Source organism: Candidatus Zixiibacteriota bacterium (assembly GCA_040752595.1).
Taxonomy (GTDB): Bacteria; Zixibacteria; MSB-5A5; order WJJR01; family WJJR01; genus JACQFV01.
On the sequence record JBFMGX010000004.1, the window covers coordinates 256,863 to 280,412 of the forward strand.

The 23,550-nt window shown below is 62.5% G+C and carries 8 protein-coding genes; 6 read left to right on the forward strand and 2 right to left on the reverse strand.

Features of this window, described 5'->3' with window-relative positions; translation table 11 throughout:
- Positions 1 to 345 precede the first annotated feature (345 nt).
- From AB1792_01390 to AB1792_01405, 4 genes are all read left to right on the forward strand, one after another.
- On the forward strand, positions 346 to 525 hold the full coding sequence (locus AB1792_01390; GenBank protein ID MEW5700871.1) for a hypothetical protein: 180 nt from the start codon (positions 346 to 348) through the stop codon (positions 523 to 525).
- Between the two features lie 183 nt (positions 526 to 708).
- Positions 709 to 1,662 carry an ATP-binding protein gene (locus AB1792_01395; GenBank protein MEW5700872.1) on the forward strand — a complete coding sequence of 318 codons (954 nt, stop codon included), beginning with the start codon at positions 709 to 711 and terminating at the stop codon, positions 1,660 to 1,662.
- On the forward strand, positions 1,649 to 3,091 hold the full coding sequence (locus tag AB1792_01400; protein ID MEW5700873.1) for a sigma-54 dependent transcriptional regulator: 1,443 nt from the start codon (positions 1,649 to 1,651) through the stop codon (positions 3,089 to 3,091). The genes AB1792_01395 and AB1792_01400 overlap by 14 nt, the downstream gene beginning before the upstream one ends.
- A gap of 105 nt (positions 3,092 to 3,196) precedes the next feature.
- Positions 3,197 to 3,709, forward strand: coding sequence for a thioredoxin family protein (locus tag AB1792_01405; GenBank protein MEW5700874.1), 513 nt, complete (start codon positions 3,197 to 3,199; stop codon positions 3,707 to 3,709).
- A 136-nt stretch (positions 3,710 to 3,845) separates the two neighbouring features.
- On the opposite strand, the gene AB1792_01410 is transcribed toward AB1792_01405, so the two are convergent.
- Positions 3,846 to 18,086: a VWA domain-containing protein gene (locus AB1792_01410; protein ID MEW5700875.1), complete on the reverse strand. Its 14,241-nt coding sequence runs from the start codon at positions 18,084 to 18,086 to the stop codon at positions 3,846 to 3,848.
- 962 nt (positions 18,087 to 19,048) lie between these two features.
- Between AB1792_01410 and AB1792_01415 the strand changes: the two genes are divergently transcribed.
- Positions 19,049 to 19,444, forward strand: a complete 396-nt coding sequence (locus AB1792_01415) for a DUF2784 family protein (protein ID MEW5700876.1) — start codon at positions 19,049 to 19,051, stop codon at positions 19,442 to 19,444.
- Between the two features lie 325 nt (positions 19,445 to 19,769).
- On the opposite strand, the gene AB1792_01420 is transcribed toward AB1792_01415, so the two are convergent.
- Positions 19,770 to 21,278, reverse strand: a complete 1,509-nt coding sequence (locus tag AB1792_01420) for a DUF6798 domain-containing protein (GenBank protein MEW5700877.1) — start codon at positions 21,276 to 21,278, stop codon at positions 19,770 to 19,772.
- Between the two features lie 424 nt (positions 21,279 to 21,702).
- Here AB1792_01420 and AB1792_01425 point away from each other — a divergent pair, with 424 nt between their 5' ends.
- Positions 21,703 to 23,538: an Ig-like domain-containing protein gene (locus AB1792_01425; GenBank protein ID MEW5700878.1), complete on the forward strand. Its 1,836-nt coding sequence runs from the start codon at positions 21,703 to 21,705 to the stop codon at positions 23,536 to 23,538.
- Positions 23,539 to 23,550: the final 12 nt, after the last annotated feature.

Below are 23,550 nucleotides of genomic sequence, written 5' to 3' on the forward strand. Positions count from 1 at the left end.
ATGCAGCGCGAGTTCGGAGATGGTGCCATGGAGGAAGGCATGCAATGCCCGACTTGCGCGTACGTGCTGACTCGGAGCGATCAACTGCTCTGTCGTGTTGGTGAGTCGCTGTACTGCCCATCATGCTGGAGCCGCATCGGCCGTGTCGACCAGCCCGAGAGCGGGGCAGTCGGTTCCGGAGGGGACGCCAAGGGTAGGCAGGCCGATGGCTGCGACCGAGACGAAGTGGAAAGCGCCGGCGACGAGGAATCCCACGGGTTGCCATCCGGGGATGAGGCTCTGACAAAGAATCGAATTCATCGAGATAAACAAAACATGCCGTAAGGCAGCAGACGCGGAGGAGCAATGAATCGGAAAGAGCGAATCGAGATGGTGCGACGCCTCCTGTGGACGAATCGCCAGATGCCGCTGAATGAGATCGCCAGGGCCTCGGGTGTGTCGCTGCGGACAACGTACCGCGACCTGCACTCGCTGCTGTCGCGCCCGGCCATGTCGCCCAGCACAACGGTTCTCATGAAGCCGTAGTGTCCCAGCGCCGGCATCGCGCCCGCGTTGTGTCTCGCCGGGTGACAGGGCGCTCGCAACACAACAGCATTGTCGTTCGGGCCGCCGTTGACCACATTGTCAGCGGCGGCCCGTGTCTTTTGCCGGGCGGGGGCTGATGTCGAGATCCCGTCGGGCGGTCAGCCAGGGCCCCGGCGAGCGCCCATGCCCGGACTTCCCCCCATCCCGTCGTTTCGCGGCTTCCGTCGTCAGCTTCTCTTGCTGCGGCTGATGATCGTGCTGCCTCTGGTCCCCTTGGCCGTGATCACCTTCTGGCTCCCTCCCCGATGGCAACTCGTTTCATGGTCGATGATGCTTGTCATCACCGCAGCGACCGTGTTCATCGGGTCGCTGTCTGTCAAGCGAATCATCCGCACGCTGGAGCACCGCGAGACCGAGCTCTGGACGACCCACGAGCAGTTGATCACCGCCGATCGCCTCGCCTCGGTGGGGATGATGGCAGCCTCGGTGGCCCACGAGGTCAACAACCCGCTCACGACGATCCGCGTGCTCATTCATTCGGTGCACGAGCAACTGCCCCTGACCGATCCGCGCCGCGCCGATTTGGACGTTGTCCAGGCCGAGATCGACAAGATTCGTGCCCTGATCCTGCGCTTGCTGCAGTTCGCCAAGCCGCGCGAGCCGGAGTTGGCCGCCGCATCGTTGAGCGACATCCTGGCGCGGGTGGTCGACCTGATACGGCCGCAGGCGCAGATGCAGAACGTCACACTCGTCGAGCACTACGAGTCGTTGCCGCCGATCTGGGCGGACGGCGGGCAGTTGGGCCAGGTGTTTCTCAACATCCTGCTGAACGCCGGCGAGGCAGTACCTCCAGGGGGAACGATTCGTCTCTCCACGCACTCGGCCGGGGCGGATAGCGTCGGCGCCACGATTTGGAATTCCGGTCCCGGACTGGCGCCTGGCCTCGAAGAACGCATCTTCGAGCCCTTCTTCACGACGAAGGCGACCGGGACGGGGCTGGGACTCTCCATCGCGCGCATGATCGTCGAAAAACACCATGGGTCGATCCGGGCCATCGGACACGGACCGGATGGCACGAGCTTCCGCATCTCGCTGCCTTTGGGTTCCGCAGAAGGGACGGTGGATGGAAGACAATAGGCATCACGTGCTGGTCGTCGATGATGATCGGAACCTGCGGTTCGCGTTCCATCGCATTCTCGATCCGGACGTTTACACGATCGAGGAGGCGGCGTCCGGCGAAGAGGCGCTGGAGATGGTGCAATCGCGGTCGTACGCGGCGGTCTTTCTCGACCTGCGTATGGGCGGCATCTCCGGGCTGGATGTCCTGGCGCGCCTGCAGGCCATCGACAACAAGATCCCGGTCATCGTGATGACCGCGTACGGCACGACCGACACCGCGATTGAAGCCGTCAAGAAGGGGGCCTATGACTTCATTCTCAAGCCCTTTGAAGTTGCCGACATCCAGCGTCTGGCGGAGCAGGCGGTCACCGCGCACCGGCTGATGGCGCGCAAAGTCGACCTGGCGACCGCCGACGAGACGCCGCCGGTCGGCGAAGGCGACACGTTGGTCGGGCGCTCACGCGCGATGCAGGAGGTCTACAAGCAGATCGGCCGCGTCGCCGAGTCGGACGTCAGCGTCCTCATCGTCGGCCCCTCGGGATCGGGGAAGGAGCTTGTGGCGCGTGCCATTTATCATCACTCGCGCCGCGCCGACAAGCCGTTTCTGGCCGTCAACTGCGCCGCCATTCCCGAGGGACTTCTGGAGAGCGAGTTGTTCGGCCACGAACGCGGATCGTTCACATCGGCCGACCACCGGCGTCTGGGGAAGTTCGAGCGCGCCGACGGCGGCACGTTGTTCCTGGACGAGATCGGCGACATGAGCCCGGCCACGCAATCGAAGATCCTGCGCGTGCTCCAGGACGGCGTGATCGAGCGGGTCGGCGGCAGTGAGACAGTCGACGTGGACGTGCGGATCATCGCCGCCACGCATCGCGACTTGATGCATCTCGTGCGGCAGGGTCAATTCCGCGAGGACCTGTACTTCCGGTTGAACGTCTTCACCATCGAGTTGCCGTACCTGGTCGAGCGGCGCGAGGATATCCCGATCCTCGTGCGGTATTTCGTCGAACGGGAATGCCGGCGCCTGGGTCGTTCGGTCGTCCATGTCCTGCCGGAGACGATGAACAGGCTGGTCGGGCACGTGTGGCGGGGAAATGTCCGCGAGCTGGAAAACGTCATCAGCCGCGCCCTGGTCGTGACGACGGGGCCGACGCTGCTGCCGGAGTCGATCATGTTTGCCGAGACGACGGGCGCGACGGACCGCCCGGCGGGTGCGGCGAGCGACGACGAGCTCCTCGATGACATCTTCGCGCGTCTGGCCGCACGTTTCGAGGAGGGATCGGATCAGCCGATTCTCAGCGTTCTCGAACGAGAAATGCTCACGCGGGCGTTGGACCACGTCGACGGCAACCAGGTCCAGGCGGCGCGGCTTTTGGGCATGTCCCGCCAGACGTTACGCAATCGCCTGGCGGATGAAGATTTCCGACAGGATGAGAAGATGGATTAGCAACAATTGGTGGATGCAGTAGGGTGCGTTCTCTGAACGCACCGGCTCCAATCCGGTGCGTGCGGAGCACGCACCCTACATGACCTTCGTGAATGGGAGGTTATGATGAAACTCGCGACATGCGTCATCGCGGTGGCAATGGTCGTTCTGATGTCGGAGGCCGGTATGGCGGGATGGTATGTTGATTCCTTGAAAGACGCGCGCGTCGTCGAGATCCGCGGCGAGACCGCCGACACGCTCCAAGTCGGCAAGGGCAAGCCGGATCGCTACGTGGAGGACAACCTCGATTACCTCTTGGCAAACCACGAATGGCTGATCGTCTGCTTCTGTGCCTACTGGTGCGGCGACTGCAACAACTACAAACCCGATTATGTCGGGGCCTCGCAGCAACCGGAGTACGCCGGGATTCGTTGGGCCTGGGCCGACGTCGATGGCGTGGTCGGCAATGAAGGTCTCCGCAAGGGCTTCGAACTTCCGGGCACGCCGGTGACGATCCTCTTTCACCAGGGTCAGATCATCAAGGCCCCCGATGGTTCGAAGTCCATCCTCGAAGGCCAGGAGGGGGACAAGACGTACGTCGATCTGATCGCGCTTTTGAAGAAATTCTATAGGCCGTAGGGGCGACCCGTTGGGTCGCCCAAGGGCGAGGCACCGCCTCGCCCCTACCCATCAACAATTGACGGTGCAAATAGAAAACGGCCCCCCGGGTGATCCGGGGGGCCGTTGATGTTTCGCCGTTCGGTCTTGGCGACGGTTAGTTGCCGGCGGAGGAGCCACCCACGCGGGTCGGTGACTTGACCGGTGGTGTGGTGCTCTTTGCCTGATCGGCGCACGGCGCCTTGCCGCTGTCGAACAGGTAGCTCGACAGGTAGTCGGCATCGGCGTCGTTCACCGTGCCGTCGCAGTTGACGTCAGCCGCTTGCAGGTCGAATATCCCGCGATCCGGCAGCGATGCCGACCGCACCGCGCCCGTCCCGGTCTTGATGCCGGTGTTGGAGCGGCGCAGGTAATGCATCAGCTTGGCCAGGTCGACCAGGTCAACGACGCCCGAGTGATCCACGTCACCCGGCAGCGCCGCGGCCATCTCCGGTGCCGGTCCGGGTGTGAAGTCGGCTCCGGCCGCGCCGCCCTGGCAGTCCGCCGGATCGATCTCGATCTTGTACGTGCGGGACGTCGTACAGACCTCGCCGCACGCATTCGTGCACCGAATCGTGATGTTGACCGTGGTGTTGGCGCTGGCATAGTAGCACCAGTAGTTGCCGCTGATGTACCCTGGCCCGTCCTGGACAGTGCAGGTGACGCCGATCGGCGCCGGGCCCGTGCTCCAGGTCGGCAGACAGAGCGTTCCCGCCTGGCAGAGGATATAGGTCCGATTGTCGGGCAGATCGCAGGTCGGTGAGGAGACCCAATTGATGATCACCGTCATCGTCCGCTGGGCCGTGGCGCCGCAGCCGTCGGTGGCGCGGATCGTCACGTTGAATGTGGTGCTGCCGGTCGCCGTGTAGCACCACGAGTTACCGTTCATCTGCCCCGGCCCGCTGATGACCTGGGCGCCGGTGAAGTTCCCCTCGTCGTCGCGGAAGGTGATCGGGATGCAGATCTGCTGCGATCCGCACGTCGACACCGTCGTGTCCTCCGGCAGGCGGAAGGACGGCGGGTCGTTCTGGTACGGCTGCACGCGGAAGGTCTTCTCACAATACGCGTTGCAGCTATCCTCACAGCGGATCGTGACCACGATCTCGTTCTCGTTCGGCGGCGTGTAGCACCAGTTGCCGCCGACGATCGAGCCCGGGCCGCTGACCACCCGGCACGAGCGGAAGTTGCCGTCGACGTCGGTTCCCGCCACCGGCAGACAGATCTGCGACGGCCACTGGCAGAGGACGATCGTCGTGTCGCGCGGCCAGACAGTGCACGTCGGCGCCGTGTTCGTCACGAATTGAACCTGGAATGAACCCTCGCAGAAGCTGCCGAGCGCGTCCGTGCAGCGGATCGTCACGTTGGCCGTACCGGCGCCGGTCGGTGTGTAGCACCAGTTGCCGCCGGAAATCTGGCCTGGTCCGCTCACAACCGCGCACGTGATCGGTGGGTTCTGGCCACTGGCCTGAACCGGCAGACAGACCTGCGTCAGCGTACACAGGCGGATCAATGTGTCTGAAGGCAGATCGCAGATCGGCGGCGCGCACTGCGGCACGGCGACGCTGAACTGGGTCTCGCAGATGGCCCCGCAGACGTCGCGGCAACGGATGGTCACCGAGAAGTTCTGTCCGGGCACCGGCGTGTACTGCCAGCCCCCTGGCACCATCTGGCCGGGTCCGGCCGCCAACTCACAGGTCACGGCGCCTTGTTCCGGATCGGTGGCGGTGATTGGCACGAACATGACGGTCGTTGTGCACGACGGCTGCGTGAACTCACCCAGTTGACAGATCGGCGCGTCGTTGATGTTGAACGTCACATGGAACGTTTTCTCACAGACGGCGCCGCAGGCGTCGGTGCATCGGATCGTGACCGTGACCGTCTGGTCTCCGCTCGGCGTGTAGCACCAGTTCCCGTCTATCAACTGCCCGGGACCGGTCATGATCCGGCATCCGGTCAGGTTGTTGTTGACGTCGGTCGCCGACACCGGCAGGCAGACCTGTGTCGGCGTGCACTGGAAGATGGTCGTATCATGCGGCACGTTGCAGACCGGCCCGTCATTGATGTCGAAGGTGACATGGAACGTCTTGGTGCAGACGGCGCCGCAGGAGTCCTCACATTGGATGGTGACGTTGGCAACGCCATCTCCCGTCGGCGTGTAGCACCAGTTGCCGCCGGAGAGCGTCCCCGGACCGCTGGTGATGCTGCACCTCTCGAAGTTGCCGTTCGGATCGGTGCCGGAGACCGGCAGACACACCTGCGCTGCCACGCACTGGAAGATCGTCGTGTCGCGCGGCACATTGCAGCTCGGCGCATCGTTGATCTCGAACGTCGCTTGGAACGTCTTCTCGCAGACGGCGCCGCAGTCATCCTCACATCGCACGGTTACGCTTACCGTCGTGTCGTGATCGGTGAAGAAACACCACTGACCCTGGCCACCCTCGCCCTTGTCTTCGCCGAGGATCTGGCAGTAGAGGAGATTGCCGTCCGCGTCCGTGGCGCCGTAGTTCAGGCAGACCTCGGTCGGCTCGCACAGCCGGATCGTGGTGTCGCGCGGCACCTGACAGATCGGCGCGTCGTTGACGACATACGTCACCGAGAACCGGCCGTCACACGAGTCGCAGAGTGAGGCGCAGCGGACACTCACGTTCACTGTCTGTTCGCCGGTCGGCGTGTAGACCCAGAACCCGTTGCGGATCACGCCCGGCCCAGTGAGTATGCGGCAGTGGGCCTCTTCCGAGCCGCCGGAGACCGGCAGTGAATCGGTCTTCAGCGTGCACAGGAAGATCGTGGTGTCGTTCGGCACGTGGCATTCGGCCGGCTGCGGCTGCGGATAGACGCGCTCGAAGTGGATGACGCACGAGTCGCCGCAGTCGTCGTAACAGACAATCGTGACGATGGCCGTGGTGCCGGGGGTCGGACTGACGTACTGCCAGCCGCCCGGGATCAACTCGCCGGGGCCGTAGAGCGTGCACTCGGTCGCGCCGCCCTCCGGATCGGTCGAGGTGAACGCCACGAAGTCCACCGGAGGTGTGCACACCGGCGGTGTCGTCTGCTGGAAGTTGCAGGTCGGCGGCTCGTTGATGTCGAAGTGGACCGTGAAGTCCTCTTCGCACGTCTGTTTGCACTCGTTGGTGCACTGGATCGTCACCACGACGGTCGTGTCGTGGTCGGGCGGCGTCCAGCACCAGTATCCGCCACTGAGCACGCCGGGTCCGGAGATGACCTGGCACCAGCTCGGCGTGCCGGCCTCCAGCGAACCGGAGGAGGTGCCGACCGAGGCCCCACCGGGGCTGCTCGGACGGTGCATAGTCTTGCTATTGTTGCCGCCAATGGGTGAGAGTCCGGGCGTTGTGATCGGAACGGCGGAGGCGGGCGGAATGGTGCCGACCACGCCCACAGGGATGCACACTTCCACCGGATCGCAGAGCACGATCGTCGTGTCATTGACCGGCGGGCAGACCGGCGGCTCGCTCACATCGATCACCACGTGGAACGACTTCTCGCAGGTGGCGCCACAGGTGTCCTCGCATCGGATCGTTACCGTCAGCGAAGTATCCGCCTCAGCGTCGAAGCACCACTCGTTGCCGAACGACTTGCCGGGCGTGCCGGTCACGATCCCGCAGCGGACCGGACCCTGCTCGGGATCGATGGCTCCGTACGGCAGGCAGATCAGCGTCGGTTCACAGAGGAAGATGACGGTGTCGTTCGGCACCTGACAGATCGGCGGCTGGTTCATCACGAAGGTAACCGTGAACTTCCCTTCGCACCGCGCCTCGCACGAGTCGATGCAGCCGAACTCGACTTCGACCGTCTCGTTCCCCTTGGGCGTGTAGCACCACAAGCCGTTGTTGTAGCTGCCGGGGCTTTGACCCAGCAGGCGGCAGTACATCAGGTTCCCGTCCTCGTCGGTCGCGCCCGCGGGCAGACAGACCTCATGCGGCTCGCACATGAAGATCGTCGTGTCGTTCGGCAGGTGACAGACCGGCGGGTGATTCAAGCGAACGGTGACGTGCATCGTGTCACACGCCTCCGCGCCGCACGAATCGACGAGACAGACAATGATCGTGTACACGCCGCCGGTGTCGGGCACGAAGCAGAACCGATCGGTGCGGTCGTCGACCCAGCCGATGTTGGTCCGGTCGAAGGCGCCGTTGTGATCGAGGTCAAACTCCGGAATCGGCCCGAAGCAAATGGTATCCGGTTCGCAGAGCGTGATCGTCTGATCCGGCGGCAGTTGGATGAACGGCTTCTGGTTGTAACGGAACTTCACCGTGAATGTGCCGCGGCACTCGTTATCGCACTGATCGACACAGGCCACGGTCACCGACACCGAAGCCGGCATCGATGTGGGCGTGAAGCACCACTTGTCCTCCACGAGTTCGCCGGGCCCTTCAACCAGCCGGCATTCCGCCGTGCCGCAATCGTCCTCGGCCCAGACCGGCAGACAGATCGGCACCGTGGGATCGCAGACAAAGATGCTGGTGTCGGGCGGCACGTGGCAGATCGGCGGTGTCGTGTCGTTGAAGGACACGTCTTGGTAGCACGAATCCGAGAGGTTCTCGCAGTGATCCGCGGCCATGTACACGATCCGATAGATGATCGGGCACTCCTCGATCTGGATCGGATAGGCATTGACGATCGCCCAGAGCGGCTCCGGATCGCAATTGTCTATTACGATCGGCGTACCGAACGGACCGTCGACTGTCTTGGTCGCGCTGCGCACATCCTGCGCCTTGAGCGCCTTGATCTTGTTGAGCGCCTCGATGTCGCCGCAGTAGAACGATGTATCCGGCGGGCAGGTGATGACCGGCGGCGTCGTGTCGACGATGCGGATCGTCTGCCAGCAGGTGTCGGATTTCAGACCGCAGGCGTCAATGGCCAGGAAGCCGATGCGCAGCCACGCCGCGCACGGATACTGGCCGCCCTCCTCGACCCGGCCGAGGACGATCTGCGGCTGCGGATCGCAGTTGTCTTTGGCCGTCGGCGTGCCGAACGGCCAGTTGTTCGTGACGGTCTGCAGATCCTTCCCGGACGGTATCTCATCGCACTCGACCAACGTATCGGGCGGACAGGTGATCTGAGGCGGCACGGTGTCCACAATGATCAGGTTCTGGTAGCAGGAATCCGAAATGTTCTGGCAGTGATCGGCTGCTTGGAACACCAGACGGATGACGGAACGGCACGGGCTCTCTTCGAGCGGATAGACGTTGACCAGAGCGTAGATCGGCTCGGGGTCGCAGTTGTCGGTCACGCTGGGCCGGCCGAATCTGTAGTCATACTCGTGCCCGCCCTTGAGCGCGTCACTGCGCACGGACCGCTTCATGGCCAGCAACGACTTGGCATCTCCGCCGAGTCTCTCATCGCACGAGATGACGGTATCCGGCGGGCAGGTGATCACAGGCGGGGTCGTGTCGACCACCTGGATCGTCTGCCAGCAGGGTTCGGAGGTGTTGCCGCAGGTGTCGGTTGCCACGTAGGCAATCCGGAGGATGGCCTGGCACGGGAACTCGCCCTCCTGCTGCACGTCCACGATGTGAATCCACGGATCAGGATCGCAGTTGTCGGTCGCCGTCGGTGTCCCGAAGTAGAATCCGTTGGTTGCCAGACCTTTCAGGCTCTTGGCGTCGGGAACTTCGTCGCATTCAATCAGCGTATCGGGCGGGCAGACCACGACCGGCTTGGTCGTGTCGACCACCCGGATCGTCTGATAGCACGAATCCGAGACATTGCCGCAGTGATCCGCCGCGAGGAAGACGAGCCGCACGGCCCGGTCATACGGGCAATCCCCCTGCTCCAGCACGTACATGTTGGCCAGCGCGATCAGCGGTTCTTGGTCGCAGTTGTCGATCGCCGTGGGCCGGCCGAAGCGGAAGTCGTACTCGTCGCCCTTCAGATTCATCACCGACTCGACGCGTTGCAGGTCGTCGCAATTGACCAGCGTGTCGGGCGGACAGGTCAGTATCGGCGGGGTCGTGTCGACAATCGTCACCGCCTGCGAGCAGGTGTCGGAGAAGTTCTCACAGTGATCGGCCGCCAGGTAGACGATCCGCACGACGTAGTGGCAGAGGCTGGTGTCGGTCACATACGCACCGACGATCCCCGCCAACGGCTCCGGATCGCAGTTGTCTGTCACGATCGGTTCCCCAAACGGGAACTGCAGCAGGGCATTCTCCAGCCCCTTGCCGGGACGGACCGCCTTCACGGCGGCGAGCTTCGTCTCCGGAATCTCGTCGCAGGAGATTACCGTATCCGGCGGGCAGGTCAGCTCCGGCGGTGTCGAGTCGACGATGATTGCCGTCTGCCAGCAGGTATCGGACCAGTTGCCGCACTTGTCGACCGCCTGATAGCCGAGGTGGTAGAACACCCGGCAGGGGAGACCACCCGCCTGAACCGAAACCAGCTCGATACGCGGTTCGTTGTCGCAGTTGTCCTCAGCGGTGGGCCAGCCGAACGGTGACTGTCCGTCACCCTTCTGCGGCGGCTGCGGATTGTATTCATCGCACGAAATCACCGTATCGGGCGGGCAGGTGATCGCCGGCGGCGTTGTGTCTACAATGTAGACCGTCTGCCAGCAGGTGTCGGAATGGTTTTCGCAGCGATCGTAGGCCGAGAAGCCGATCCGGATAAACGCCTTGCAGGGGAACTCACCGCCCTGTTCAACGCCGACCAACTCGACGACCGGGTTGGGATCGCAGTTGTCGACCACAGTCGGCTGGCCGAACGGTGACTCGCCGCCGACCTTCAATTCCGGCAGTTCGTCGCACTCGATGGTCGTATCCGGCGGGCAGGTGACCACCGGCGGCGTCGTATCGACGACGTGGATCGTCTGCCAGCAGGTGTCGGACACATTGCGGCACCAATCGGTGGCAATGAACCCAAGCTGGATGATCACGTCGCAGGGATCATTGGTGTTCACGCGCATCTTCACGAAGCAGATGCCCGGATTGGGATCGCAGTTGTCGGTGGCCGTCGGCCAGCCGCACGGCGTCGATCCGGGATCGCTGCTCAGGCACGACTTCGATGTCTTGAACGATTCGAGCGTCTTGGTGCCATCCCATGTGCTGCACTCGATCGTCGTGTCGGGCGGGCAGGTGATCTCCGGCGGCGTCGTGTCCACGACGATGACGCGCTGATAGCAGGTGTCGGAGAAGTTACGGCAGTGATCGACCGCCAAGTAACCGAAACTGAAGATGATGTAACAGGGATCCTTGTCGTCGACGCCGGCGAAGAACCATCCGGCGAACGGCTCGGGATCACAGTTGTCCGTGACCGTCGGGGTTCCGAACGGGAAGTTCGGATCGCCGCCCTTGAGGGCCTGATCGGCGGTGCGGCTCTTGAGCGCATCGATGTCGGCGCGTGGCAGGTCGTCGCATTCGATCACCGTATCCGGCGGACAGACGATCTGCGGCGGAGTCGTATCGACCACGGTCACCGACTGCCAGCAGATTTCCGAGTTGTTGCCGCAGGTGTCGGTGGCCATGTAGGCAATGCGCAGCGTCAACTGACATGGCGGCTCGCCGCCTTGCTGCACGTCGACGATGTGAATCCACGGATCGGGATCGCAGTTGTCGACGGCGGTCGGCCAGCCGAACGGGGAGACCACATCGCCCACGTTGACGACCAGATTCTTGCCCGCGATGTCGTCACACTCGATCAACGTATCCGGCGGGCAGACGATCCGCGGCGGGGTCGTATCCGTCACGATGATCATCTGGTAGCAGGAATCAGAGATGTTCCCGCAGTGATCCGCGGCCTGGAAGACCATGCGGAGTGCCAACCGGAATGGGCAGTTGCCCTGCTCGACCGGGTACATGTTGACCAGCGCGACCAACGGCTCGGGATCGCAGTTGTCATTCGCCCTGGGCCGGCCGAAGCGGAAGTCGTACCCGGGGAAGTCACCGGGCTTCATATCCTTCAACGCCTGAACGTGAATGAGTTCGTCGCACTCCACCAGCGTATCCGGCGGGCAGACAATCTGCGGCGCCGTCGTGTCGACGATGATCACCGCCTGCGAGCAGGTGTCGGAGTAGTTCTGGCAGTGGTCGGCCGCCAGGTAGACGAGGCGAACCACGTAGTGGCAGCGGCTGGTGTCGGTCACATAGGCGCCGACGATTCCGGCCAGCGGCTCCGGATCGCAATTGTCCCTCACGATCGGCTCGCCGAACGGGAACTGCACTACGGCGTTCTCCAGCCCCTTGCCAGGGGGGATCGCCTTGAGCGCATCCAACTGACCTTGTGTGAATTCGTCGCACTCGATGACGGTGTCCGGCGGACAGGTCAGCTCCGGCGGTGTCGTATCGACCACGAAGATCCGCTGGAAGCACGTGTCGGAGGCGTTTTCGCAGAGATCGAAGGCCTGGAATCCCAGGCGAATGAAATAGCGGCACGGCGGCTCACCACCGCGCTCCACGGAGACGATCTCGATACGCGGGTCATTGTCGCAGTTGTCCTCGGCGGTGGGCCAGCCGAACGGCGACGGGCCGCCGCCCTTCTGGATGTTGACGGTCGGCAACTCGTCACATTCCACCAGCGTGTCGGGCGGGCAGGTGATCGCGGGCGGTGTCGTATCTACAATGTAGACCGTCTGCCAGCACGGCTCCGACGTGTTGCCGCATGTGTCGGTCGCGACATAGCCGATTCGATAGTAGGCCTTGCACGGGAACTCGCCGCCCGGCTGCACATCGACGATGTGAATCCACGGATCGGGATCGCAGTTATCGCGTGCGGTCGGCGTCCCGAACGGGAATCCGGGAACCGGAATCTTGGCGTCAAAGCCGGCCGGGAGATCGTCACACTCGATCGTCGTATCCGGCGGGCAGACGATCAGCGGCGGCGTCGTGTCGGTCACCCAGACTGTCTGGAAGCAGGAATCCGAAATGTTACCGCAATGATCCTTCGACAGGAAGACCAGACGGTACGCCAGCCGGTAGGGGCAATCCCCTTGTTCAATCGGGTAGATGTTCACCAACCCGTACAGCGGCTCCGGATCGCAGTTGTCTTTGACTTGCGGCCGACCGAAGCGATAGTCGTACCCGTCGCCCTTGAACGGGTCGGCGCCGAGGCGAACGTTTTTCAACGCCTCGACTTCTTGGAGATCGTCGCACTCGACCAGCGTGTCGGGTGGGCAGGTCAACTGCGGCGGCGTCGTGTCGACGACGTTGATCACCTGCGTGCAGGTGTCGGCGTTGCCGCAGTGGTCCATCGCTTCCCACATGATCGTCAGGTGATATCCCTGGGGACACTCAATCGTGGTCGACGAGGCGCGGCCGATCTCTTTCAGGGTCGGCTGGGGATCGCAGTTGTCGGTCACCGTCGGCATCGGGAACACCGTCGGTACCTCGTCGCATTCATACAACAGCGGATCCGGGCACACGACCACCGGCGCCGTCCGGTCAACAACTGTGATGACCTGCTGGCACCGGTCGATGGCGTTGCACTCGTCGCTGGCCACGTAATTCAGCACGAGACGGTACGCCTGCGGACAGTCGCCGCTCGGCACCGAGTCGCGGCTGACCAAAGTGATATTCGGATCGGGCTGATCATCCGTCGCCGTCGGCCAGCCGAAATCGCCGATCGAATCGCAGTCAAAGGTCAGATCCGGCGGGCAGGTGATCACCGGCGGATCGTTGACGTTGAACGTCACCGTGAACGTGTCCGCGCAGACGGCGCCGCACGAGTCGATGCACAGCTCTTCGATTACGTAGGTGCCCTCCACGATGGGAGGATTGAAGCAGATCCGGATTCCCTCGACGGTACTGTTCTTGGTCGGCGCGCTCAGCAGGCGGATCTGGCAGGTGGCCATGTTGCCGTCCGGATCGTACGGCGAATCCGCCGAGAAGCAGACCGTGGTGTCGGCGTCGCACAGGAAGAGCGTCGTGTCGCGCGGCATATCGCAGACCGGAGGACGGTTCAGCCGGACGTTGACGGTGAACGTCTTCTCGCAGTACTCGCCGCAATCGTCATAGCAGCGGATGGTGACGACGATCGTCGTGTCATGATCGATGTAGCAACACCACGCGCCTTGACCGCCGGTCTTGCAGCCGTTGGGGTCCTTGCACGGTTCGCACGAACCGGCGACGATCTCGCAGTAGTAGAAATTCCCGTCGGCGTCGTCAGACGAGAACGGCAGGCAGACCTCCCCCGGTTCACACAGGAAGATCGTCGTGTCGTTCGGGACCGTGCAGGTCGGCGGCTCGTTGAGGTTGATCCGCACGCGGAATGTCTTCTCGCACACGGCGCCGCAGGAGTCGACGCAGCCGACCGTCACGCTGACATCCTCGTCGCCGGTCGGCGTGTAGCACCACAGGCCGTTGGCCAGCGTGCCGGGGCCGTTGAGCAGGCGGCAGGAGACAAGATTGCCGTTCGGATCGGTTCCAAAGACCGGCAGGCAAATCTCCTCCGGCTTGCATTGGAAGATGAGGGTATCGTTCGGGACATGGCACTCGGGCGGATCATTCCGGACGATCGTGAACCGGATCGTGTCCCGGCACACCGCACCGCATGAGTCGTAGCAGACAATCGGCACTTCATACGGGCCGGGCGGCAGGTCATATCCGCATAACTGATATCCCTGCAGGAAACCGGGCGGAACGCCTTTGGTGTCGAAGGTGCAGTACGCCAGATTGCCGTCCTCATCGGTCGAATAGAACGGGATGCAAACCGTGTCCGGTCCGCACACGAAGACCGTCGTGTCCCCCGGCATGTGGCAGACCGGCGGGTGGTTGACCTGAATCGTGACCGTCATCGTGTCGACGCAGATGGCGCCGCAGGAATCGATGCAGGAATCCTGCAGAACATAGACCCCGGGCGGAATCGGCGGGAAGAAGATCCAGGCATTGGACCAGCTCTTTTCGACCGGCCCCGACAGGAAGCGGTGCTCGCAGTGGGCCAGATTGCCGTCCGGATCATCCGAGAGCCAGTCGAACCGGATCGTCGTGTCGGGATCACAGAGGAAGAAGCTCGTGTCGTTCGGCATCCCGCAGACCGGCGGCCGGTTGACCATAAAGTGCACGCGGAAGAGGCCGCGGCATTCGGCGCCGCAGGAATCGACGCAGAGGACGTTCACCTCGACCGTCTCATCCCCCTTCGGCGTGTAGCACCACTGCCCGTTGACAAACGTGCCGGGACTTGCGACTAGCGAGCATTCGCGCAGGTTGCCGTTGGCGTCGGTGGCATACACCGGCAGACAAACCTCCTGCGGCTCGCAGAGGAAGATGGTCGTGTCGTTCGGCAGAACGCAGACCGGATCATCATTGATCACGAACTTCACCGAGAAGGTGGCAACGCACGAATCCTCGCAGAAGTCGAGGCAACGCACCGTGACCGTCGCCGTCTCATCACCCGTGGGCGTGTAGCACCAGGTGCTGTCGACGATCCGGCCCGGCCCGCTGATCACCTCGCAGATGGTCGGCGGATTAATGCTGGTCGCTTTAACCGGCAGACAGACTTCGGCGGGTTGGCACTGGAAGATCGTCGTATCGTTCGGGACGATGCAAAGCGGCGGCTGCTTGACCGGGAAGGTCACCTCAAAGGCGATCTCGCAGGAGTCGCATTCGTCGTAGCAGCGGATGATCACATGGATTGTCTCGCCGCCGGTCGGGATGTACTGGTACACGTTCCCGTTGATCGATCCGGGGCCGTACAGGACGCAGTTGGTCGGTTGGCCCTCGGGATCGGTGGACGTGAACGGCACGACGAAGATCGGCGGCGTGCACTGCGGCGGCGCCGGGGTGCGGAACTCGCAGACCGGCGGCAGGTTCACCTTGAAGATGACGCGGAAGCGCCTCTCGCAGTAGGCGCCACACTCGTCCACGCAGCGGACCACCACCTGAACCGTGTCATTCCCCGTTGGCGTGTAGCACCACTGTCCGTTGACCAGCTTCCCGGGGCCGCTGATGAGCTCGCAACCCTCGAGGTTGCCGTCCGGATCCCCGACGGGCCCGAGGGGCAAACACACCTCGGTTGGGGAACACATCGCGATCGTCGTGTCGGTGAACAGCGGGACCGGTGGCTGGCACAGGACCGAGGCCCCGCAAATGGTGGCAATGCCGATGTTGCTCCCGGCCTTGGGCGCGAAATCGGACTGCTCGACTGCCAGCACGCGGTTGATCGTGAAGCAGAACTGCACCGGTGTGTTGGCCGGGATGCCGTTCGGTGTGTCCCACTTGATCCCATACAAGCCGGTGGACCCATCGGCGCCGATGGTGGCGCCGGCCGGGGTGGAGGAGACCAGGTTGCCCGCGTTCAGCTCCGAGCAGAGCTCAATGATCAGATGGCTGAGCGCCGGGGCTGTGCCATCCCAGATGATCGTGTAACACCACGTGGACGTGCCCGCGCTGGGATCGTACGACGCCCCACCGAACGCCATGGTGAAATGACCGCTGAGTTTGACGGAATCACAGTCCGGAGCCCCGCACACCGGCGGCTCGTTGATATTGACCGTGACCGTGAAGGACGTCTCGCAGTAGGCGCCGCAGGGGTCGGTGCAACGGATCGTGACCCTGACCGTTTCGTCGCCGGACGGCGTATAGCACCACTGACCATTGTCCACCTGCCCCGGCCCGGCGACAACCTCGCAGCGCAGCAGATCGCCGTTGGGGTCGGTGCTGATCACCGGCAGGCAGATTTCGGCTGGCGCGCATAGGTAGATCGCCGTGTCATTGGGCGCCGTGCAAACCGGCGGGTCGTTGATGTCGAAGGTGACCCGGAATGTGTCGGCGCAGGTGAGCCCGCAGGAGTCGACGCATGTCAGTTCGACGACGTAAGTGCCTTCGAAGATCGGGGCTGTGAAGCACACTTCGTCCGTGCACTTCGCGTCCTTCGGACCGCTCAACAACCGGACACTGCAATGGGCGAGATTCAAATCGGGATCGTACGGCTTGCTGTAAGGGAAGCACACGGTCGTGTCGCCGTCGCACAACGTGATCGTCGTGTCATTCGGCAGATTGCAGACCGGCGGATGGTTCGGACAGATGTAGATGGTATGGTGTCCGACCGGTGCATTCGGCGGGCTGGCGACCGTCGACTGGCCGTCGGAGGCCGTGATGTAGAAGTCCACTTCGTCGGTCCCACATGGGATCATGGCTGCCGGGATCGTATAGCAGAATGTGTTCCCCGAGCGCGACATGGGGACGTCCGCGTACGATCCGACCGCGCCGATGCGATAGAAGAGGCGGACAATCAGGTCCTGCGGCGGCGTGTCGGAATCCGTGACCGTGGCGCAGATCGGCAGCGGGGTCTCCCAACGACGGCACACTGTGTCGACGTCGATCGTGATCACCGGCGGGAACGGCTCGCAGTAGTTGCCGGTGTCGCACGGCGTGCAGGTGCCGTCGGCATTGTGCCGACAGATGATGACGTCGTGGCAGTCGCCGTTGCGGATCGTGTCCGGGCTCGTGTAGCAGATCAGGTAGCGGCTGCAGAGACGGAGCTTGATCTCGTTGTAGATGGAATCGAGCTGGGAGCCGGTCGGGGCATGGAAGTAGTCGCCGCCCGAACCATTGGCCAGCCCGCGCAGATACTGGGGATCAAAACTGGTGCCCAGCGCGATGCTGTAGATCGGGATGCCGGCCCCGAGGGCGAGATTCACGATCAGGGCGGAGTCATCCGCGAATCCGTCATCCAACCCGTCCGGCGGCGCGCCGCAGTTCTCGGAGTTGTTCTCCATCCCGTCCGAGAGCGCGATCACCGCCTTGCTGCCGAATTCGGGGATGGTCAGATTGGTGCCTGCCCAGATGCCGTCCAGCGCCGCCGTAAATCCGCCGGCGGAGAGCGCATTGATCTTGTTGATCAACACCGTCGTGTCGCTGGTGAAGACCTGCTCCACCGAGTAGCAACTGGAGAACTTGACGATCGCCATGCGATCGTACTGATCCATGTGCCGGACCAGATTCTTGGCGGCATTCTTGGCGGCCGTCAATTTCCCGCCCGAACTCATGCTCCCGGAGACGTCGATGACAAGGCAGATCGAGGTGATGCAGGAGTCAACCGGTGTCTGCACGACCGAGAACGAGTCGATCTTGTTGGTATCCTGCCAGACACAGATGCTGTCGTCATCGAGGCCGCCGAGCGGGTAGCCGGTCGGGCCCGTGATCGTCACATACGAGCAGATGTAGGGGAACCCGCTCGGATCGATCTGGGTGATCGTGACGTCGTTGGCCAGGGGATTGACCGCAACGGATTTGGCGGCATCCTCGGGCACTTTCTCCACCCGGTTTTCGATCATCTCATAGGGGTCATCCTCCGGACCCATGATCGGGCCGGCCAACGCCGGCCCGGCCAGCACGGCCAGGATCGTGAGAATGATCAGACATCGGGGCGCGGCGAGCGCCGCCCAACGTGCCAGGTTGACGAGGGACATGGATGAATCCTCCTGCCGGTATGTCGTGGTGGGACTATTAACAACGCGGTTGCGTGTGAACATGTCGGCTCCTGCTAACAAGTCTGTTTCCCGGCGATGCGGAGACCGTCGGTAAAGCGGGAAAACCGCATCGATTTTGTCCTATATGCGCAACTTACCGGAACGCGAAAGCTCTTTTTTCATGTGGCAGATTCGCGTCTTCATGGCATCCTGAAATCGCGGCTCTCCCGACTTCGGTTCCCTTCACGAGGATGTCATCGCGTCCCAAGGCACAAAGCGATCATGGGTCAAGGTCGTGCCTTGTACCCTTTCATTCCCAGCCGCACCTCGGCCCACATGAGCCACTCGATTCACCCGGGGGCAAAACGAGTTTGCGTGCTCCGTACGGCGATATACATATAGTCTTATCGGCGTAATCGCCAAGGAACACACCCGCGCCTGAAGCAGGCGAAACCGATAAAGGACAGGCCTCAACTCATTGTCAGACATGAAACAACGCTACCGCTGACGGCTCACGGCTCTCAACTCTGCTGGATACAGTTGCCACTTGGCCGTAGACTGACTCCTGACAATCGGACCGCATCATTCTGCGGATGCGTTGGTGGTAGATATGACCGGACCTCCCCTGGTGACTCTGTTCGACAGCACTCGTTTTCCGGAACCGCCGGACTCTGAATGCACGGCAATCGTGCCAAGCATTGCCCGGCCACTTGGGAGTCGAATGCCGTCGAGGTTACGTATTACGTTGAACAGACACACCGTCAGGACTTGGTGACCAACACCTTAGTAACCCAGTCCCAACTAATGCCAATATACCATGCGATCCAGATCCGTCAATGGGATTTTGAAAGATTAATTCAACTTGGATCGTCCTGATTGCTGTAATAACTCTTTATCCGGCAAGGCACTGGCTGATCGAGTCTGAGAAGAAGGATGGAACTTAGTTGATTGCGGCGTTGCCAATGCCCGGAATCGGCCTCACTGTCGTGCTGATCATCCACCTGGCCTGGGCGCTGTGGATGATCGGTGGCGTCGTTCTGGCTATGGCCGGATATCGCTGGCCCTCGTTGTGGAGGTGGAAGCGCTTCCGAATCGCGCACCTGGCAGGATTGTTGGCCACTGCCTCCGTACCGCTGTGGAACCGAGGCGTATGCCCTCTGACTGACTGGGAGTGGGCACTGGACACCGCACGTCGGAGTACTCCGAGTCCTGAGCCGTTCCTTCCCCGTCTGATTCGCGCTATTCTCTATGTCAACATCAGTCCGGACGTGATCACCGTCGTCACGGTACTGGGAGCGGCGGTCACCCTCTGGGTGTTCATCCGGCATTCGCCGTGGCAGTCTGCAAGTACTCGGTGAGTGTGCGCCGGACTCTCGACCCAAATCCCATCCGGACTCCGGCTCCGTACCGATTAACTCGGAATTACTACAACCGGTTTCATCACCAGGTTTCCAGGTTGAGCCGCGTGGTGGCACCCGACCGCACAACTGCGGAGGTTGGGAAACCGATTCTAACAGGCTGCTTGAAAAGGTCAATCCATGTCATTCTGAGCCCCGCCGCTGTTGGGCGGGGCGAAGAATCTGCTGTCGGTTTCATAGGTAGAAACAGCAGATCCCTCGCTCCGCTCGGGATGACAATGGTCGGACAGGTCCGCATTTCTTGGGTTTCTCAGCAACCTGCTAGTCAATGTGTCAGTGGGGAGTCTCGCAACCGGTACACCCCGAATCCGTTCCCTCGATACACGGCCGGGCCGAAGCCGGTGGGGGTGTCCGCCGATTCGTCGGGGAGAATGACGTGTGTGACGCCCGCTGCCCTTAGCTGCCTCAGCACGGTACTGTCGGGAGCGCTGTAGAATGCTTCGGCCAACCGCAGGCGACCATACCACTCGATCACGTCGACGTCCCGATATGGATGGGTCTTGTAATCGACGAAGAGCGGTGCACCGGTCTGCAGGCGAAAGCCCTCCCACCGGGTCGGGACCAGATAGAGCTGGCCGGGCGCCAGTGAGTCGCGCACAAAGGCGATCAATCCCTGACGATCGTTCTGGTAACGAGCGCCACGGATCAGAAAGCTCACGACGCCAACGATCGCCAGTACGGCGATGATGGCGACCGCCGCCGCCTTCATCTTTCGACGCCACGGCATGGGGAGTGGGCCGCGCCGGGCCAGCAGGTGGCGGATGGCGGCATCCAGCACGACGGCGCTGGATATCGGCACCAAGATGACGGAGACGCGCCAGGGGAAGATCAGTGCAAGGGCATCGCTGCCGGTTACGAGTTGGAGGAAGGTCAACAACAACGCGCCGACGGCGGGGACCGCAAGGGTGGTGAAAAGCGGCGTGGATCGCACCCGGTACATTGCCGTGCCCAGCAGCAGCAGTTGTAGTACCTCGGTGGCGCCGAACCATTCCCCAATCACGGCGTGGTGGGGAAGACGGTTGTGGACCAGGATGGCCTGCGCCTGACGCGTGGTTTCGACAGACGTCGGTGCAAAGGTGGCCCAAGTCACGAGGACAACCGCTGCCAGCAACGCGCCGCCGATGCCTGTGATCGAGACGGCGCGAGCCGGCTTCTTCTCGCGCATCGCGATGTGGGTGGCGTACGCCGCGATCAGCAGGGCGGCACAGACCGTGTAACTGGGATGAATGGCGGCGGACGCGGCCGCCGTCAGAACGGCCGCGTACGGCCGGTGACGCAGAAACCGCTCGATGGATACGACGAGCAACACGCCGAAGACGCTGGGTTGGAACACCGGGCCGAGGACATACTGGCCCGCCATCCCGGCCTGCATCCACCAGAGGGGATGCTGAAACGGGAGCGCGTGGACTACGACGAACGCGGCGAAGAACACATACAGACGCTCCTCATCCGTGCGAATCGGTCGCAGCCAGTCGATGATGGACAGGAGCGTCGCCGCATACGTTCCCAGGATGACCAGGTAATAGAAGTGGAAGAGCCAGTCACTCCAGTGCCGATGACTCACCTCGACCAGCCACGAGAAGACTGGGAACGGATCGGGTGAACGGGCGATGAGGTCATCGCTCAGATGCCCGACGCCGGCGCCAGCGAGACCGTGCAGGAAATAGGTGTTCTGATTGCTGCTGAACAGCGGTGACTGTGAATAGGCCAGCGCAAAGAGAAGTGAGCCGGCGACGACGGCAAACGCTCCGGTTCGGGACGATGGAAGTGCCACGACATGCAATGTATGGCTAACAGCGCCGCCATGACAGGCCGTGCCCCGGAGGCGACAGCGATGGCATGACATCTCCTCCGCACCGCCAACGCTGCGGCACGGCGACCTTCATATGGACTCCCGCCGCCACAGCTCTGGGGAGCACATAGAACGCCTTCCGAGACAGGTCCTTGGAGAAGACAGTTGAAGTTGAACGTGATGTCGCAGGGACAGGTCCCGATTCGGTCTACTCAACTGTTTGAACAGTAAGGAGTTTACGTCCTTGACAAGATAGGGGGGAGTTTGTATTCTTAATATCCGGGTTGTCCTCAGCGCCAAGGAGCGCCGAGCAGACAAGCCCGTTTACTTCTCCGCGCGAGTATACTGCGATTCATCGCGAAGGATTTTGTCGGCGGCACGTGAACGATCACAGGAGGGTGATCAGATGAACAGGGCCTTGAGGTTCCTCATGATGGGGCTGCTGGTGTTTTCCGTCCCCATTTCTGCGTCGGCCATCAATCTCGTCGAGGTCGAATCCAAGGATGTCGCCCCCGGAACTGACTCGGTGAGGGTGGGCGTCTTCGTCACCAATGACTTTGATGTCGTGGCATTCGTTCTGCCCCTCGAGTTCCGCTCGGTGACACCGGGCACATTTACCAGAACGCTGTTCCGATTCAATGTCCCGGCGACCAACCGGGTCGGATCGAGTCCGCTGACAGGATCGTCCACCAAGCAGACATACCCGACGCCGACCACTCCCGAGTGTAGCGGTCCGGTTTCCAGCACCTACAACACCGGTGGTTCTGTCGATTTCGTGAGTCCCGACGGCGCCATGTGGACGGGTGTGAGCACAAGTGCTCCACCGAACCTATGGTATCTACCCGCCGGAAGTGACAGCGTGGCCGGTGTCCATCGCGACTGGCCGCAAGAGGGTGATTCGACGGTGTACGCGGCAGGCGCCTCGTTCAATTTCCTGTTCCACGTCACGTCGACGCCGGGATGGTTTGAGATTGATACCTGTTGCGTGCTGCCGGCCAACAACCTGTCCTTTGTTGACGTCAACACCAACCTGGTGACCCCGGACTTCATTCGGGGACTGATCAAGGTCGGGGATGCCACCGCCCCGCCGGTGGTCAGTGACATCCCCGATCAGACCATCGCCGAGGGGCAGTCGTTTGTCACCATCCCCCTCGATGACTACGTGAGCGACTTTGACCACGCCGACGATCAACTCACCTGGACCGCAACCGGGCAGAGCCAATTGAATGTCAGCATCAGTCCGGCCCGTATCGCCACGATCTCGACACCGGGTCCTGAGTGGAGCGGGGCGGAGACGATCACGTTCACCGCCCGCGACCCCGACAACCTCACCGGCTCCGATCCGGCGACTTTTGCGGTGACGCCGGTGAACGATCCCCCGGTGTTAACGCCGATCGGACCGATGAGCGTCCAGTCCGGTTATTCGCTGATCTTCTCGGTGAAGGGGACCGACGTCGACAACGCCGCGCTGACGTTGAGCATGGTGAATGCTCCGCCGACGGCGACGCTGTCGCAAGACGGCTCGGGCAATGGGCAGTTCTTCTGGTTGACGGCCTGCCTTGACTCCGGGGCGCACAACGTCACATTCATCGTGTCCGATGGTGAGTTGGCGGATAGTGAAGTTGTGGTCATCACAGTGCAGCCGAACCCGGATCGCTTCCAGGCGAATCCGGATTCCCTGGCCTTCCATTTCGCCGTCGGTGTCAATGAGCCGCCCCCGGACACTACGGTCGTTACCGATCCCGGATGCGGTGAGTTGTCGTGGACGGCGACGACGACGGAATCCTGGTTGCTGATCGATCCGACGGCCGGCACGACGCCGAAAGGCATCGTGGTATCGATCGACACGACCGGCTTGGTCGCCGGGTCGTACGACGCCAAGATCACGATTACCCAGTCCACCGATTTGAAGCTCGCGCCGGTTCAAATCGAGGTACCTGTCCACCTGGACGTGGAGACCGAAGTGTGCGACTGCCCCTGCCAGGGCGATCCGATCCCCTTCTGCGATGGGATCACCGATATCCGCGATGTCGTGCAGATCATCTATGTCGTGTTCCGGGGTTATCTTGATGTCGGGTACTCGACCTGCCCGGTGTCGGTGAACGATGTGAATTGTGACTGTCAGGCCGATGTTGCCGATGTCGTGACGGCCATCGAACGCGTGTTCCGTTACGGGGCGCCGTTCTGCGATCCGTGCGTGGTGCGTCCCCCTTGTCCGCCCCGGATGGCGACTGCGCACTGAGCGCGATCACGT